The 16,381-nt window shown below is 70.5% G+C and carries 12 protein-coding genes; 8 read left to right on the plus strand and 4 right to left on the minus strand.

Annotated features, from left to right (window positions below):
• Positions 1 to 176: 176 nt before the first annotated feature.
• The gene (locus ACZ4VT_RS11650) at positions 177 to 2,204 is read right to left on the minus strand and encodes a hypothetical protein (protein ID WP_467948642.1); all 2,028 of its coding nucleotides are present in this window, start codon (positions 2,202 to 2,204) and stop codon (positions 177 to 179) included.
• A gap of 345 nt (positions 2,205 to 2,549) precedes the next feature.
• Here ACZ4VT_RS11650 and ACZ4VT_RS11655 point away from each other — a divergent pair, with 345 nt between their 5' ends.
• The 6 genes from ACZ4VT_RS11655 to ACZ4VT_RS11680 all read left to right on the plus strand — a co-directional run bounded on the left by ACZ4VT_RS11655 (position 2,550) and on the right by ACZ4VT_RS11680 (position 11,907).
• Positions 2,550 to 4,088, plus strand: a complete 1,539-nt coding sequence (locus tag ACZ4VT_RS11655) for a leucyl aminopeptidase (protein WP_467948644.1) — start codon at positions 2,550 to 2,552, stop codon at positions 4,086 to 4,088.
• 295 nt (positions 4,089 to 4,383) lie between these two features.
• Positions 4,384 to 5,772: a dihydrolipoyl dehydrogenase gene (gene lpdA / locus ACZ4VT_RS11660; RefSeq protein WP_362813666.1), complete on the plus strand. Its 1,389-nt coding sequence runs from the start codon at positions 4,384 to 4,386 to the stop codon at positions 5,770 to 5,772.
• 53 nt (positions 5,773 to 5,825) lie between these two features.
• Positions 5,826 to 7,613 (plus strand): 2-oxoglutarate dehydrogenase, E2 component, dihydrolipoamide succinyltransferase, encoded by a 1,788-nt coding sequence (gene sucB / locus ACZ4VT_RS11665; RefSeq protein ID WP_467948646.1) that lies wholly within the window; start codon positions 5,826 to 5,828, stop codon positions 7,611 to 7,613.
• A 133-nt stretch (positions 7,614 to 7,746) separates the two neighbouring features.
• Positions 7,747 to 8,370 (plus strand): GntR family transcriptional regulator, encoded by a 624-nt coding sequence (locus tag ACZ4VT_RS11670; protein WP_030707528.1) that lies wholly within the window; start codon positions 7,747 to 7,749, stop codon positions 8,368 to 8,370.
• A gap of 219 nt (positions 8,371 to 8,589) precedes the next feature.
• On the plus strand, positions 8,590 to 11,274 hold the full coding sequence (gene aceE, locus ACZ4VT_RS11675) for a pyruvate dehydrogenase (acetyl-transferring), homodimeric type (protein ID WP_467948648.1): 2,685 nt from the start codon (positions 8,590 to 8,592) through the stop codon (positions 11,272 to 11,274).
• A gap of 114 nt (positions 11,275 to 11,388) precedes the next feature.
• Positions 11,389 to 11,907 carry a DUF4240 domain-containing protein gene (locus tag ACZ4VT_RS11680; RefSeq protein ID WP_362813677.1) on the plus strand — a complete coding sequence of 173 codons (519 nt, stop codon included), beginning with the start codon at positions 11,389 to 11,391 and terminating at the stop codon, positions 11,905 to 11,907.
• On the opposite strand, the gene ACZ4VT_RS11685 is transcribed toward ACZ4VT_RS11680, so the two are convergent.
• Positions 11,908 to 12,678 carry an SDR family NAD(P)-dependent oxidoreductase gene (locus tag ACZ4VT_RS11685; RefSeq protein WP_467948651.1) on the minus strand — a complete coding sequence of 257 codons (771 nt, stop codon included), beginning with the start codon at positions 12,676 to 12,678 and terminating at the stop codon, positions 11,908 to 11,910.
• An 88-nt stretch (positions 12,679 to 12,766) separates the two neighbouring features.
• On the opposite strand from ACZ4VT_RS11685, the gene ACZ4VT_RS11690 reads away from it, so the two are divergent.
• Positions 12,767 to 13,420 carry a TetR/AcrR family transcriptional regulator gene (locus tag ACZ4VT_RS11690; protein ID WP_467948653.1) on the plus strand — a complete coding sequence of 218 codons (654 nt, stop codon included), beginning with the start codon at positions 12,767 to 12,769 and terminating at the stop codon, positions 13,418 to 13,420.
• A gap of 120 nt (positions 13,421 to 13,540) precedes the next feature.
• On the opposite strand, the gene ACZ4VT_RS11695 is transcribed toward ACZ4VT_RS11690, so the two are convergent.
• Together ACZ4VT_RS11695 and glnA are read right to left on the minus strand one after the other, a co-directional pair.
• Positions 13,541 to 13,984: a hypothetical protein gene (locus ACZ4VT_RS11695; protein ID WP_467948655.1), complete on the minus strand. Its 444-nt coding sequence runs from the start codon at positions 13,982 to 13,984 to the stop codon at positions 13,541 to 13,543.
• Positions 13,985 to 14,208: 224 nt separating this feature from the next.
• A complete protein-coding gene (gene glnA / locus ACZ4VT_RS11700; RefSeq protein WP_327413593.1) occupies positions 14,209 to 15,618 on the minus strand; it encodes a type I glutamate--ammonia ligase in 1,410 nt (469 codons plus the stop codon).
• 184 nt (positions 15,619 to 15,802) lie between these two features.
• Between glnA and ACZ4VT_RS11705 the strand changes: the two genes are divergently transcribed.
• A complete protein-coding gene (locus tag ACZ4VT_RS11705; protein WP_362813688.1) occupies positions 15,803 to 16,270 on the plus strand; it encodes an RDD family protein in 468 nt (155 codons plus the stop codon).
• Positions 16,271 to 16,381 lie beyond the last annotated feature (111 nt).

Here is a 16,381-nt window from a genome sequence, read left to right on the forward strand (position 1 = left end):
CCCCAGGACGGAAAAGGGGCCGGCGCCCGTGGGTGTGCGGAGCGCCGGCGCTGGGTGTTACTCGTGACGGCTTGCGGGACGGGCGGTCAGCCGGGCAGCCTGAACGTGACGGACGGTCAGCCGGCCGGCGGGAGCGGGACGGGCGGTCAGCCGGGCAGTGTGAGCGGGGCGGACGGTCAGCTGGGCATCTTGAGCGTGACGGCGCTCTGGAGCAGCTCCGGAGCCGTCCAGGTGGAGCGGGTGCCCGCGTACGCGGTGCCGAAGTCGGCGGTGCCGAGCAGCATCTGCTTCTTCGTCCCGGTGGGGGCGGTGACCGGGGCGACGACTCCGGAGGGCACCTTGACGGTGACGGTGGTGCCGATGCGGTACGCGGTGACCTTGCCGTCCGCGAGCGCCTTGTCCCAGGCGGCGCGGCGCTGGAACTCGACGCCGGTGTCCTTCATGGTCTGGTTGACGATCGGCGCGCTGGGCGCGTAGAGGGTGCGGTAGGTGTCGAGGACCTGGTTGAGCACGGGGTAGAGGGTCCGGTCCTCGGCCAGGTTGGCCTGGTGGACGTAGTGCGGGCGGGGGTCGTTGGCCAGTACGTGGCGCAGGGCGGTCCGGGCCTCCTGCGGGACGATGTACTGGAGGTAGCCGGTGTTGACGTCGAGCGCGGCCGGCAGGCAGGTGGAGGTCCCCGGGTTGTCCTCGCAGGCGCCGCTGCCGCCGGCGGCGCGGCTGGTGTAGATCCAGTTGTACTCGTCGGCCATCTCGGCGTTGGTGCCCGTGTTGTAGTACACGTTCATCGGGTGCCGGGGGACGGTGAGGGCCGCGCCGACCGCCCGCTGGGAGGGCTCGCGGGAGTTGTCGCTGCCGGCCCACTTGACCCCGGTGTCGGCGAGGGCGCCGGCCAGGTTGGGGTTGTCCACAGGCTGCTGCGGTGCGGTCTTCAGGCCGGAGTGCTCGCCGGTGACGAGCTCGGTCCGGTCGGTGGTGATGCCCTTGGACGCGGCCCAGTTGTTGTTGTCGCGGATCTGGGCGGCGATGTCGGCGCGGCTCATGTACTGGACGGCGCCCTGGGCGTTCTTCGTGCACGTCCAGGGGACGACGGCGGTGTTCTGGACGCAGCCGAGGAAGGGGTGGGTGTAGGTGTGGTTCATCCAGCGGTACTTGGCACGGTCGGCGACGAGCTGGGCGGTCAGGGCGTCGGCCCCGCCGTTCTCGGCCTTCCACTCCTCGCCGGCGCCCCCGTTGAAGAGCATGTCGAGCTTGAAGTCCTTGGACGTCTGCCACTGCGCCGCGTACACGGCGTCGGCGGCGGTCATCCGGATGGTGCTCTCCTTGCCCTCGCCGCCCGCGCAGGCGTAGTCGCCCGGCGTGCAGTTCAGCTCCTTGTTCCAGCGGGCGTCGGGGGCGAAGACGTCGTCGACGTGGACCGCGAAGTAGTTGCGGCTCTGGCCGAGGTGGACCCCCTGGGTGAGCCAGTCGACGATGCCGCGGGCGAGCAGCCGGAACTGCTGCTGGTGCTGGTTGTAGCCGAAGGTGACGACCAGTTCGTTGCGCCCGTCGTGGCTGTACTGGCCGACGAGCGAGGCCCGTCCGGAGCCGACGGGGGCGTCGAGGTAGCTGGTGTAGCCGGGTCGCGGCTTGCCCATGAACCCGAAGCTCTCGGGGACGAGGGCGGAGTTGTCCTCGAAGGTGACCTGTCCGCCGAGGTAGGCGAAGGGTCCCGCCTTGCCGGCCGGGGTGACCGCGGCCTGGGTGCCGTCGAGCTGGCCGCTGTAGCCGCCGTTGTCGGTGTACTCCAGCCCGACGCCCGGGTGCGACCAGGTGTAGGCGTCGACCTGGCGGATCCCGTACGTCGTCTCGTACGCGGCGAGCGCGGCCATTTCGGCCGAGCCCTCGCCGAAGGGGTTCTCGTTCGGCAGGACGACGCCCTGGTACTTGGCGCGCGGCCGGCCGTCGAGGGTGTCGCTGAGGAACGCCGCGTTGATGACCGGGCGGCTCGCGCTGCCCAGCTCGACCCGGGTGTACGGGACTCCGGTGTCCCGGAGCTCCGCGGTGACCGCCTGGACCGAGCTGCCGCCGTCGTCGACGACGAGCACCTTCAGGTCGATCCGCGGTGCCTCGGCCGCCTGAGCGGACGCGGCGGGTACTGCCACGGACACCAGGGCTGCTGCGGCCATGACCGCGGCGAGCCTGTTCATCCGGTTCTTGTTGACCATTTCGGCCTTTCCCCCCGCAGGCATCCCTCGACACGGCCCATGGCGGACGGCCGGGCCGGGGAGGCTCTGTGGAAATCATGCAAAGGAACCCCGCGTCCCCTTGCGAGAGTGGACCGAGTCTCTCGGACCTCGTCAGGTCTAAGAGGCAAACCTGGAGCAGAGTCCACGGATGGGTGAACCTGGCGGCCCCTTGATCGAACAACTTGCCAAACCTTCGAGTGGCGTGCGGGCGAGCCCGTGCGCGTACGCTCATTTCTGGCGGCCGTCGGGCCCGAATACGATCGCTACGGATGGCCGTCCACCCACTCGGCCCACACACACAAACGGAAGCGAGACTTCACCACCGTGACTGCTCTGACTCTCAGCACTGCCGGCGCGGCGACGCTCCGCGCCGACGCCCTCGTCGTCGGCGTCGCGAAGGGCCCCAAGGGCCCGTTGGTCGCCGCCGGCGCCGAGGCCGTGGACAAGGCGTACGACGGTAAGCTCGCCGGCGTCCTCGAAGCGCTCGGCGCCTCGGGCGCCGAAGGCGAGATCACCAAGCTGCCGGCTCCGGCAGGCCTCAAGGTCCCGGTCGTGCTGGCGGTGGGGCTCGGCTCCGTCCCGGAGAAGGACGAGTCGTTCGACGAGGAGGTGCTGCGCCGCGCCGCCGGCGCCGCCGCCCGCGCGCTGCACGGCACCAAGAAGGCCGCCTTCGCCCTCCCGCTGGAGGACGCCTCGGCCGTCACCGCCGTCGCCGAGGGCGCGCTGCTGGGCGCGTACGCGTTCACCGCCTACCAGGGCGGCGAGAACAAGGTCCGCAAGGAGGCCAAGGGCGCGGCCCCGAAGGCCCCGCTCGCCGAGGTGGCCCTGCTGGGCGCCAAGCCCCGCGACAAGGAGCACAAGGCCGCCGCCGAGCGCGCCGCGGTCGTCGCGGCCGAGGTCAACGTCGCCCGTGACCTGGTGAACACCCCGCCGAACGACCTGACCCCCGAGGCCTTCGCCGCGGTCGCCTCCGCGGCCGCGAAGGAGAACGGCATCAAGGTCCAGGTGCTGGACGAAAAGGCCCTGATCAAGGGCGGCTTCGGCGGCATCATGGGCGTCGGCAAGGGCTCCGAGAACCTGCCGCGCCTGGTGAAGCTCAGCTACACCCACCCGAAGGCGGAGAAGACCCTGGCCTTCGTCGGCAAGGGCATCACCTACGACTCGGGCGGCATCTCCCTGAAGCCGGCCGGTCACAACGAGACGATGAAGTGCGACATGGCCGGCGCCGCCGCCGTCTTCGCCTCCGTCGTCGCGGCCGCCAGGCTGGGCCTGCGCGTCAACGTCACCGGCTGGCTCGCGCTCGCCGAGAACATGCCGTCCGGCTCCGCCACCAAGCCCGGTGACGTGCTGCGCATGTACAGCGGCAAGACCGTCGAGGTCCTCAACACGGACGCCGAAGGCCGACTGGTCCTCGGTGACGCGCTGACCAAGGCCTCCGAGGAGAACCCGGACGCGATCGTCGACGTCGCCACCCTGACCGGTGCCATGGTGCTCGCCCTCGGCGACCGCACCTTCGGGATCATGTCGAACGACGACGCCTTCCGCACGTCGATCCACGAGATCGCCGAGGAGGTCGGCGAGTCCTCCTGGCCGATGCCGCTCCCCGCGGAGCTGCGCAAGACCATGGACTCCCCCACCGCCGACATCGCGAACATGGGTGTCCGGATGGGCGGCGGCCTGGTGGCCGGCCTCTTCCTGCAGGAGTTCGTCGGCGAGGGCATCACCTGGGCCCACCTCGACATCGCCGGCCCGGCCTTCCACGAGGGCGCCCCGCACGGCTACACCCCCAAGGGCGGCACCGGCTCGGCCGTGCGCACCCTGGTGCGGCTGGCCGAGCGCACCGCCACGGGCGACCTGGGCTGACGACCCCGATGTGAGACGTGACGCACCCCGGGGACCGGTCAGGGCCCGGGGTGCGTTCGGCTCATGGCGAAACACCGAGGAACCGTAGGTTTCTACGCATCGGTAACCCTCACCTCGGACAGAAGCTCCGTCCACAGTGCGGGCCCGGCGTCCCGCGTTCCCCCGACAAATGCGAAGATGGGTTCTCGGCAGGACAGGGCCCCCACCACAGGGCCGAAGAAACAAGCGGCCGATTACCAGCCGCCGCCCGGTCACAGAGGACCGGTGCCCGGCGCACATGCATGGAGGACGTGACGTGGCGAACGACGCCAGCACCGTTTTCGACCTAGTGATCCTCGGCGGTGGCAGTGGCGGTTACGCCGCGGCGCTGCGCGCATCCCAGCTGGGTCTGGACGTTGCCCTGATCGAGAAGAACAAGCTCGGCGGCACCTGCCTGCACAACGGCTGCATCCCCACGAAGGCTCTGCTGCACGCGGGCGAGATCGCGGACCAGGCTCGCGAGGCCGCCCAGTTCGGTGTCAAGGCCACTTTCGAGGGCATCGACATCGCGGGTGTCCAGAAGTACAAGGACGAGGTCATCTCGGGCCTGTACAAGGGCCTGCAGGGCCTGGTCGCCTCCCGCAAGGTGACCTACATCGAGGGAGAGGGCCGCCTCTCCTCCCCGACTTCCGTCGACGTGAACGGCCGGCGCATCCAGGGCCGCCACATCCTGCTGGCGACCGGCTCCGTGCCGAAGTCGCTGCCGGGCCTGAACATCGACGGCAACCGCATCATCTCCTCGGACCACGCGCTGGTCCTGGACCGCGTGCCGGAGTCCGCGATCGTCCTGGGCGGCGGCGTCATCGGCGTCGAGTTCGCCTCGGCGTGGAAGTCCTTCGGCTCCGACATCACGGTCATCGAGGGCCTCAAGCACCTCGTGCCGGTCGAGGACGAGAACAGCTCGAAGCTGCTGGAGCGCGCGTTCCGCAAGCGCGGCATCAAGTTCAACCTCGGCACCTTCTTCGACAAGGCCGAGTACACGGAGAACGGCGTCCGCGTGACGCTGGCCGACGGCAAGACCTTCGAGGCCGAGGTGCTCCTGGTCGCGGTCGGCCGCGGTCCGGTCTCGCAGGGCCTGGGCTACGAGGAGCAGGGCGTCGCGATGGACCGCGGCTACGTCCTGGTCGACGAGTACATGCAGACCAACGTGCCGACCATCTCGGCCGTCGGTGACCTCGTCCCGACCCTCCAGCTCGCGCACGTCGGCTTCGCCGAGGGCATCCTGGTGGCGGAGCGTCTGGCCGGTCTGAAGACCGTCCCGATCGACTACGACGGCGTCCCGCGCGTCACCTACTGCCACCCCGAGGTCGCTTCCGTCGGCATCACCGAGGCCAAGGCCAAGGAGATCTACGGTGCGGACAAGGTCGTGGCCCTGAAGTACAACCTGGCGGGCAACGGCAAGAGCAAGATCCTGAAGACCGCGGGCGAGATCAAGCTCGTCCAGGTCAAGGACGGTGCCGTGGTCGGCGTCCACATGGTCGGTGACCGGATGGGCGAGCAGGTCGGCGAGGCCCAGCTGATCTACAACTGGGAGGCCCTGCCGGCCGAGGTCGCGCAGCTCATCCACGCGCACCCGACCCAGAACGAGGCGCTCGGCGAGGCCCACCTGGCCCTGGCCGGCAAGCCGCTTCACTCCCACGACTAATCGTCACGGGCGCGACGACCACTTCCGCACTTTCGTTAGGAGCAACTGAAACCATGTCGGTTTCCGTAACCCTTCCGGCGCTCGGTGAGAGCGTCACCGAGGGCACTGTCACCCGCTGGCTGAAGGCCGAGGGCGAGCGCGTCGAGGCCGACGAGCCGCTGCTCGAGGTATCGACCGACAAGGTCGACACCGAGATCCCGTCGCCCGTCTCCGGCATCCTGGCCTCCATCAAGGTCGCCGAGGACGAGACCGTCGAGGTCGGCGCCGAGCTGGCCGTCATCGACGACGGTTCCGGTGCCCCGGCCGCGGCTCCGGCCGCCGAGCCGGCCGCCGCCCCCGTGGCCGAGGCCCCCGCCGCTCCGGCCCCCGTCGCCGAGGCCCCCGCGGCCCCGGCTCCGGTCGCCGAGGCCCCCGCCGCCGCTGCCCCGGCCGCGTCCGGCACCGATGTCGTGCTCCCCGCGCTGGGCGAGTCCGTCACCGAGGGCACCGTCACCCGCTGGCTGAAGCAGGTCGGCGAGTCCGTCGAGGCCGACGAGCCGCTGCTCGAGGTCTCCACGGACAAGGTCGACACCGAGATCCCCGCGCCGGTCTCCGGCACGCTGCTGGAGATCCGGATCGGTGAGGACGAGACCGCCGAGGTCGGCGCCGTCCTGGCCGTCATCGGTGCCGCCGGTGCCGCCCCCGCGGCCGCCCCGGCCGCCGCCGCCCCGGCTCCGGTCCAGGCCGCCGCTCCGGCCGCCGCCCCGGCTCCGGCCGTGGCCGCCCCCGCCGCTGCCGCCCCGGCTCCCGCTGCCGCCCCGGCCCCCGTGGCCGCCCCGGCCCCGGTCGCCGCTCCGGCCCCCGCGGCCCCGGCTCCGGTCGCCGCTCCGGCTCCGGTCGCCGCTCCCGCCCCCGCCGCCCCGGTCTCCGCCGGTGACGAGGGCGCGTACGTGACCCCGCTGGTGCGCAAGCTCGCCTCGGAGTCCGGCGTCAATCTGTCCACGGTCTCGGGCACCGGTGTCGGTGGCCGTATCCGCAAGCAGGACGTCCTGGCCGCCGCCGAGGCCGCCAAGGCCGCTGCCGCCGCCCCGGCGCCGGCTGCCGCTCCCGCCGCCAAGGCTCCGGCCGCCGCGGTGTCCGAGCTGCGCGGTCAGACGGTCAAGATGACCCGCATGCGCAAGGTCATCGGCGACAACATGATGAAGGCCCTGCACTCGCAGGCTCAGCTCAGCTCCGTGGTCGAGGTGGACATCACCAAGATCATGAAGCTGCGCGAGAAGGCCAAGGGCGCGTTCCTGGCCCGTGAGGGCGTCAAGCTCTCGCCGATGCCGTTCTTCGTCAAGGCCGCGGCCCAGGCGCTGAAGGCCCACGCGGTCGTCAACGCCCGGATCAACGAGGACGAGGGCACCATCACCTACTTCGACTCGGAGAACATCGGCATCGCCGTGGACTCCGAGAAGGGCCTGATGACCCCGGTCATCAAGGGTGCCGGTGACCTCAACCTGGCGGGCATCTCCAAGGCGACCGCCGACCTGGCCGCCAAGGTCCGCGGCAACAAGATCACGCCGGACGAGCTGTCGGGCGCGACCTTCACCATCAGCAACACCGGTTCGCGCGGTGCGCTGTTCGACACGGTCATCGTGCCCCCGAACCAGGTCGCCATCCTGGGCATCGGTGCCACGGTGAAGCGCCCGGTGGTCATCGAGACCGCCGAGGGCACCAACATCGGCATCCGCGACATGACGTACCTGACCCTGTCCTACGACCACCGCCTGGTGGACGGCGCGGACGCGGCCCGGTACCTCTCGGCCGTCAAGGCGATCCTCGAGGCCGGCGAGTTCGAGGTCGAGCTCGGCCTCTGAGCCGAACGGCTTGTAACCAGCCTCACTGTCGGCGCCCCCGTCCGGGATACTTCCGGGCGGGGGCGCCGCCGTATTGTCTACGCATCAGGCCCCGCATGACCCTGCACACCCACCAGGAGATGAAGCCCCGATGATCACCCCACCCGTCGTGCACTCGCTGCGCGAGCAGATCCGCGAGCACATCGTGGAGGGGATCGTCAGCGGGCGCTGGAAGCCCGGTGAGCGGATCGTCGAGCGCCGGATCGCCGTGGAGCTGGAGGTCAGCCAGACCCCCGTACGGGAGGCCCTGCGCGAGCTGGAGACCCTGCGGCTGATCGAGTCGGCGCCGAACAAGGGCGTGCGCGTACGGAACCTCTCCGCGGCCGACCTGGAGGAGATCTACCCGGTCCGGGCCGGCCTGGAGCAGATCGCGGCCGAGCTGGCCGCGCCGCGGCTGGCGGCCGACTGCACGGCCCTGGAACCGCACGTGGCGGCCCTGTGGGAGGCGGACCGCATCGAGGACGGCACGGCGCAAGTGCGGCACACGGTGGGCTTCCACCGGGAGATGGTGCGGGCGGCCGGGAACAGCGTGCTGCTGCACACCTGGGAGAGCCTGGGCATCGAGGTGTTCACGGCCCTGTCCATCCGCTGGCTGGGAACCGTCCAGAAGTCCTACGCCGAGGAGCACGAGGCCCTGGTCGAGGCGTTCCGCAGCCAGGATCCCGACATCGGTCTCCTCGTGAAGCGGCACGTCCTGGGGTGCGCTCCGAGGGCGTGAGCCGCCGCATTGCCCCCATTTGACCGGCACCGCGTGCCTTTCTTCATGGCACGCGGTGCCGACTTTCGCCAGATGGACGTTTCTTTGTCACTTTTATTTGATCGATCATCGATCAGCGATTTACAGTCGTCGCGGACCTCAACCAGGTCCACCGACCCTGTCCTGCCCGTCAGGGATTTTTTCACCACCTCTCCATTACCCGGAAGGCGGCGCACAGCGATGTCCGACCCCGTAGGAAAGCTTCCGAGCGAGCTCGACCAGCTCCCGGACCGCGACACCGAGGAGACCGCCGAGTGGGCGGCCTCCCTCGACGCCGTCGCCAAGGCCGCCGGTACACGCCGGGCCGAATACCTGCTGCGTCGCACCCTCCAGCACGCCGAGGCCGCCGGCCTCGCGCTCCCCAAGCTGCTGGAGACGGACTACGTCAACACCATCCCCACCGCCGCGGAGCCCGAGTTCCCGGGTGACGAGGCGATGGAAGCCAGGATCACCGCGTGGAACCGCTGGAACGCGGCCGCCATGGTGACCCGCGGCTCCAAGTACGGCGTCGGCGGCCACATCGCCACCTTCGCCTCCGCCGCGTGGCTGTACGAGACCGGCTTCCAGCACTTCTTCCGCGGGAAGGAGGCCGACGGATCGGGCGACCAGCTCTACATCCAGGGCCACGCCTCCCCCGGCATCTACGCCCGCGCCTTCCTCGACGGCCGGATCTCCGAGCAGCAGCTCGACAACTTCCGCCAGGAGGCCGGCGGCAACGGCCTGCCGTCCTACCCGCACCCGCGGCGCCTGCCGTGGCTGTGGGAGTTCCCGACGGTCTCCATGGGCCTCGGCCCGCTGTCCGCGATCTACCAGGCGCGCTTCAACCGCTACCTGCAGAACCGCAGCATCAAGGACACCGCCAACTCGCACGTCTGGGCCTTCCTGGGCGACGGCGAGATGGACGAGCCCGAGTCGACCGCCGCCCTGGCCCTCGCCTCCCGCGAGCAGCTCGACAACCTGACCTTCGTCATCAACTGCAACCTGCAGCGCCTCGACGGTCCGGTCCGCGCCAACTTCCGCGTGGTCCAGGAGCTGGAGGCCCAGTTCCGCGGCGCCGGCTGGAACGTCATCAAGTCGCTGTGGGGCTCCGCCTGGGACGAGCTGTTCCAGCTCGACACCACGGGCGCTCTGGTACGCCGCCTGCGCGAGGTACCGGACGCCCAGTTCCAGACGTACGCGACCCGCGACGTGGCCTACATCCGCCAGCACTTCTTCGGCGCCAACGCCGAGCTCGTGCAGCTGGCCGGTGTGCTCTCCGACGCGAAGATCGCCGAGTGCTTCCACAGCTCCCGCGGCGGCCACGAGCCCCGTAAGGTCTACGCCGCGTACAAGGCCGCCCTGGAGCACAAGGGCGCGCCGACGGTCATCCTGGCGCAGACCGTCAAGGGCTACACGCTGGGTGCCGGGTTCGAGTCGAAGAACGCGAACCACCAGATGAAGAAGCTGACGATCGACGAGTTCAAGGACATGCGTGACCTCCTTGGCCTCCCGATCCCGGACAGCGCCTTCGCCGACGGCCAGGTCCCGTACGGTCACCCCGGTGCGAACAGCCCCGAGGTGCAGTACCTGAACGAGCGCCGCGCGGCGCTCGGCGGCCCGGCCCCGGCCCGAAAGGTCAAGCAGGTCGCCCTGCCGGCTCCGGCCGACCGTTCCTTCGCCCCACTGCTCAAGGGTTCCGGCAAGCAGGAGATGGCCACCACCATGGCCTTCGTCCGCCTCGTCAAGGACCTGATGCGGGACAAGGAGACCGGCAAGCGCTGGGTGCCGATCGTCCCCGACGAGGCCCGTACCTTCGGCATGGAGTCCCTCTTCCCGTCGGCCGGCATCTACTCGCCGCTGGGCCAGACGTACGAGCCGGTCGACCGCGACCAGCTCATGTACTACAAGGAAGCCAAGGACGGCCAGATCCTCAACGAGGGGATCACCGAGGCCGGCGCCATGGCCGACTTCATCGCCGCCTGCACGTCGTACGCGACGCACGGCGAGCCGATGATCCCGTTCTACATCTTCTACTCGATGTTCGGCTGGCAGCGCACCGCCGACCAGATGTGGCAGCTCGCCGACCAGCTCGGCAAGGGCTTCATCGTCGGCGCCACCGCCGGCCGCACCACGCTGACCGGTGAGGGCCTCCAGCACGCGGACGGCCACTCGCACCTGATCGCGTCCACGAACCCGGCGTCGCTCAACTACGACCCGGCCTTCGCGTACGAGATCGCGGTGATCGTCAAGGACGGTCTGCGCCGGATGTACGGAGAGCAGCCCGAGGACGTCTTCTACTACCTGACGGTCTACAACGAGCCGAAGGTGCAGCCCGCGATGCCCGAGGGCGTCGAGGAAGGCATCCTCAAGGGTCTGTACCGCTTCAACACGGCGGCGGACCTGGCGGAGGCGGCCCCTGCCGCCGACGCGCCGAAGGTCCAGCTGATGGCCTCCGGTACGGCGATCCACTGGATCCTGGAAGCGCAGAAGCTGCTCGCCGCCGACTGGAACGTGTCGGCCGACGTCTGGTCCGCCACGTCCTGGGGCGAGCTGCGCCGCGACGCGCTGGAGTGCGACGAGGCACTGCTGCGCGGCGAGGTGCGCACCCCGTACGTCACCCGCGCGCTGGAAGGCGCCCAGGGCCCGGTCCTCGCCGTCTCCGACTGGATGCGTCAGGTCCCGGACCAGATCAGCCAGTGGGTGGAGCAGGACTACACCTCGCTGGGCACGGACGGCTTCGGTCTGTCCGACACCCGTGAGGGCGCCCGCCGCCACTTCGGTGTCGACGCCCAGTCGATCGTGGTGGCCGCGCTGGCCCAGCTCGCCCGCCGCGGCGAGGTGCCGGCGTCCGCCGTCAAGGAGGCCCGGGAGCGCTACGGCCTCTGAGGCTCCGAATGACCGCCGGAAGGCCGGTGTCCACCCCCCGCGGGGGTCGGACACCGGCCTTTCGCCGTATGAGCGGTGGCGGCGCGGGGGCGCACCCGTGATGCTGGAGCGGTGATGGACGAGACGGAGTTCTGGGAGATCGTGGACCGCACCCGCGAGGCCGCCGACGGCGACCCCGAGGAGCACGCCGAGCTGCTCGTGGAGCGGCTGGCCCAACTCGACCCGGACTCCGTCCTCGACTTCGCGCGGCACTTCGAGTCGCGCTACAACCGGGCGTACACGTGGGACCTGTGGGGTGCGGCCTGGGTGCTGCTCGACGGGGCGAGTGACGACGCCTTCGACTACTTCCGCTGCTGGCTGATCGGGCAGGGGCGGGAGGTCTTCGAGGGCGGGGTGCACGATCCGGACCATCTCGCGGAGCTGCTGGGCGAGTTCGACGAGGAGATCGACGGGGACGGCGAGGAGCTGGGGTACGCGGCCGACGAGGCGTACGAGCAGCTGACCGGGGCGGTGGCACCGGATCTGGGCGTCCCGCTGCAGGCGGCGGAGCCGGAGGGCACCCCGCTGGACTTCGAGAACGAAGCCGTGCTCGCGGAGCGCTTCCCCCGGCTGTGGGACCGGTTCCGCGCCTGATCAGTAGTGGGTGCCGCCGTCGATGCGGATCTCCGTACCGGTGATGAAGGCGCCGTCCTCGGAGCCCAGCATCGCGACGACGCCGGCCACGGTCTCGGGGCCGGCGAAGCCCTGGCCGAGGGCCGGGGCGAGCTTGGCGAACAGGCTCCAGTCGGTGTCCTCGGGCAGGCCGGGACCGTTGCCGGTGGTCATGCCGGACTCGATGGAGCCGGGCGCGACGCAGGTGAAGCGCAGGCCCCGCTTGCTGTACTCGGCGGCCAGCGCGTGGGTCATGGACTGGATGGCGCCCTTGCTGGCCGCATAGGCGGACATGTAGGGATGCGCGAAGGACGCCGAGGTGGAGCTGAAGTTCACGACGGCCGGCCGGTCGCCCGCCAGCAGGGCCGGGAGCGACTCGCGGATCATCAGGAAGGTGCCGGTGAGGTTGACCCCGATGACCTGGTTCCACAGGTCGAGGGTGGTCTGGTGGGTGTGCGCGGAGCGCAGGATGCCCGCGGCGTTGACGAGTACGTCGATCCCGCCGAGGGCGAGGGTCGCGGCGGCCACGCCCTCCTTGACCGCGTTCTCGTCGGATATGTCGAGGACGGCGGTGGTGAGCCGGTCCTGGTGGCCCTCGGCGGCCGCGCGGTCGGCGGTGACCTTGAGGCCGGCCTCGCTGACGTCCACGGCGTGGACCAGGCCGCCCTCGGCGAGGATGCGGTGGACGGTGGCACGGCCGATGCCGGAGCCGCCGCCGGTGATGAGGACACGACGTCCTTCGTAACGGTTCATGGCGCGAGCGTACCGAGGGCATGGCACGTTTTGCCATGCTGTCGGTAAATGTCATTACCCTGGGCTGCGGGAGGTTACGCTTCACCCCGTGAGATCCCCTCGTCCGTACTCTCCCCAGGCCGGCCCCGGAGCCCAGTCGCTGACCGAGCGCCGCAAGGCCGCCACCCAGCTCGACATCGCCCGCGCCGCCTGCGAACTGTTCGCCGAACACGGCCCCGACGGCACCACCGCCGAGGACATCGCCCACCGCGCAGGGGTGGCGCTGCGCACCTTCTACCGCTACTTCCGCAACAAGCAGGAGGCGGTGGCACCGCTGCTCGCGGGCGGCGGGGACGCCTGGCGCGCACTGCTGGCCGAGGAGGACCCCGGCACGCCCCTCGCCGAGGCGCTGGAACGCGCCGTCACCCGGTCACTGAGCGGCCCGCAGGCGGTCGAGGAGGGCCTGGAGGTGACCCGCGGACTGCTGCGCGCGGCGGCGGGGGACCAGGCCCTGCGGGCGGTCTGGTACCGCGTGAACCAGGACTCCGAGGAGCACCTGGTCCCGGTGATCGCCCGGCTGGCCGGGCCGGAGGCCGATCCGCTGGAGGTCCGGCTGCTCGCCGCGGCGGCCACGGACGCGATCCGCGTCGCGCTGGAGCTGTGGTCGACCACGGACGCCCCCGTCTCGGGCGCCGGCTCGCCCGCCGAACTCGCGGTCCGCTGCCTGCGCGACCTCACAGGCGCGATGCCCCTGCTGCGCTGAGTTCAGCGCGACAGGGGCATCGGCCCGGGCCCGCGGCCCTACATGTCGTACGCGTCGTACGTGCCGTGTGCGTCGTACGTGCCGTGTGCGTCGTACGTGTCGTGTGTGTCCTGGTCGGTCTCAGTGGCCGCCCCAGCCGCTGCCGCCGCCGTTGCCGCCGTCGCCACCACGACCGCCGCTCCAGCCGCCGCCACCACCGTCGCCGCCGTTGCCGCCGTCACCACCGCGGACGCCGCCCCACCCGCCGTCGCCGCCGTTGCCGCCGTCACCGCCGCGACCGCCACCCCAGTTGCCCCAGTCGTGGTGGCCCCAGTCGCCGTTGCCGCCGCGGCCGGAGTCGTTCCAGTTCGAGTCACGCCAGTTCGAGTCGTTCCAGTTGTTCCAGTGGTGACGTCCGCCGTTGCCGCCGACTCCGCCGTCGTCCCAGCACCAGCTCGGACGGTCACGCCAGTCCCGGTTACAGCATTCGTCCCAGCGCCCGTCGCGCCAGTTGTTGTCCGAGCACCTCCAGCTGCCACCCCCACCCCCCGCGGGGGTGCTCGCCGACGCGCTGGCGACCGGCATCAGGCCGATCGTGAGTCCGGCCGCCCCCGCCAGGCATGCTGCAACGATCCTTCGGCGCATCTTCATGCACCTCCGTACGTGTCTCGCTTATACGGCATTTAGGTTATTCCACCCTCGCCCCGCCCCTGCTGCCCTGTCAAAGGGAAAGGCCCCCCGCCGCTCTCCGTGGAGAGTGGCGGGGGGCCTCCCATCAGGCATGACGCTCGTTTGCGAGCGGTCGCGACCTAGAGGTCGAAGTACATCTCGAACTCGTGCGGGTGCGGACGCAGTGCGATCGGGGCGATCTCGTGCGTGCGCTTGTAGTCGATCCAGGTCTCGATCAGGTCGGGGGTGAAGACACCGCCGGCCAGGAGGTACTCGTGGTCCTCCTCCAGGGCCTTGAGGACCGCGTCCAGGCTGGTCGGGACCTGCGGGACGCTCGCGTGCTCGTCGGGCGAGAGCTCGTAGAGGTCCTTGTCGATCGGCTCCATCGGCTCGATCTTGTTCTTCACACCGTCGAGGCCCGCGAGGAGCAGCGCCGAGAAGGCGAGGTACGGGTTCGAGGACGGGTCCGGCGCGCGGAACTCGACGCGCTTGGCCTTCGGGTTCGAGCCCGTGATCGGGATGCGCATGGCGGCGGAGCGGTTGCGCTGCGAGTACACCATGTTGACCGGCGCCTCGAAGCCCGGCACCAGGCGGTGGTAGGAGTTCACCGTCGGGTTGGTGAACGCGAGCAGCGACGGGGCGTGCTTGAGGATGCCGCCGATGTAGTACCGGGCGGTGTCCGACAGGCCCGCGTAGCCGGCCTCGTCGTAGAACAGCGGGTCGCCGTTGGCCCACAGCGACTGGTGCACGTGCATGCCCGAGCCGTTGTCACCGAAGATCGGCTTCGGCATGAAGGTCGCGGTCTTGCCGTTGCGCCAGGCGACGTTCTTCACGACGTACTTGAAGAGCATCAGGTCGTCGGCCGCGGCCAGCAGCGTGTTGAACTTGTAGTTGATCTCGGCCTGCCCACCGGTGCCGACCTCGTGGTGCTGGCGCTCGACCTGGAGGCCCTGGGCGTCCAGCTCGAGGGAGATCTCGGCGCGCAGGTCGGCGAAGTGGTCGACCGGGGCTACGGGGAAGTACCCACCCTTGTAGCGGACCTTGTAACCACGGTTGTTCTCCTCGGAGCCCGTGTTCCAGGCGCCGGCCTCGGAGTCGATGTGGTAGAAGCTCTCGTTCGCGGTGGTCGCGAAGCGCACGCTGTCGAACACGTAGAACTCGGCCTCGGGGCCGAAGTACGCGGTGTCGGCGATGCCGGTGGAGGCGAGGTACGCCTCGGCCTTCTTCGCCACGTTGCGCGGGTCGCGGCTGTAGGCCTCACCCGTGATCGGGTCGTGGATGAAGAAGTTGATGTTGAGCGTCTTGTCCTTGCGGAACGGGTCCAGGCGCGCGGTGGTGATGTCGGCGCGCAGCGCCATGTCGGACTCGTGGATCGCCTGGAAGCCGCGGATGGAGGAGCCGTCGAAGGCGAGCTCCTCCGCCGGGTCGAACGCCCGCGCCGGGATGGTGAAGTGCTGCATCACACCAGGCAGGTCGCAGAAGCGGACGTCGACGAACTTGACGTCGTTCTCCTCGATGTACTGCTTCACTTCGTCGGCGTTCTGGAACATCCAACTCCTCCTACTCCCGGCCCCGGGGCAGGGCGGGCTTTATAGCTCGTGGTGCGTCAGTGCGGTGCCGCACGCTGACCCGACCATAAGCACAAGGGATTTCTCAAGCATGACCCATTTGTTTCGCACAAGTTAACCAGGGTCCCGCCGGAGTGCCGTGAGGCGCCACCGGTACCGTGGTCGGGTGGACAACAGACAGGCAATCGGATCCTGGCTCTCCGGCCCCCGCGCGGCCGCCGAGGAGATGGGCGTCGACTTCGGCTATCCGGGTCAGCGGCTCGGCCTGCCGCAGCAGGGACCCGGCTCGGTGGCACGTTTCGGGCGCCGGCTCGGCGCCGTCGCGATCGACTGGATCGGCTGCCAGCTCATTGCGTACGGGCTGATCACGGGCGGAAACGTGGCCGCGGCGGGCAACTGGACCCTCTGGCTCTTCCTGGCCCTGAGCGTCCTGACGATCGGCACCGTGGGCTTCACCCCCGGCAAGCGGATCCTCGGCCTCCGGGTGATCTCGGAGAACGGCGGCCGCCTCGGCGTCGGCCGGGTGCTCCTGCGCACGCTGCTGCTGGCCCTGGTCATCCCGGCGCTGATCTGGGACCGGGACGGCCGCGGCCTGCACGACCGGCTGGCCCGCGCCGTCCAGGTCCGCATCTAGGACCTCGGAGCACACGACGACACGGGGGCGGGGGGGGGGGGGGGGGGGGGGGGGGGGGGGGGGGGGGGGGGGGGGGGGGGGGGGGGGGGGGGGGGGGGGGGGGGGGGGGGG

This window comes from Streptomyces sp. NPDC029164 (genome assembly GCF_055563995.1).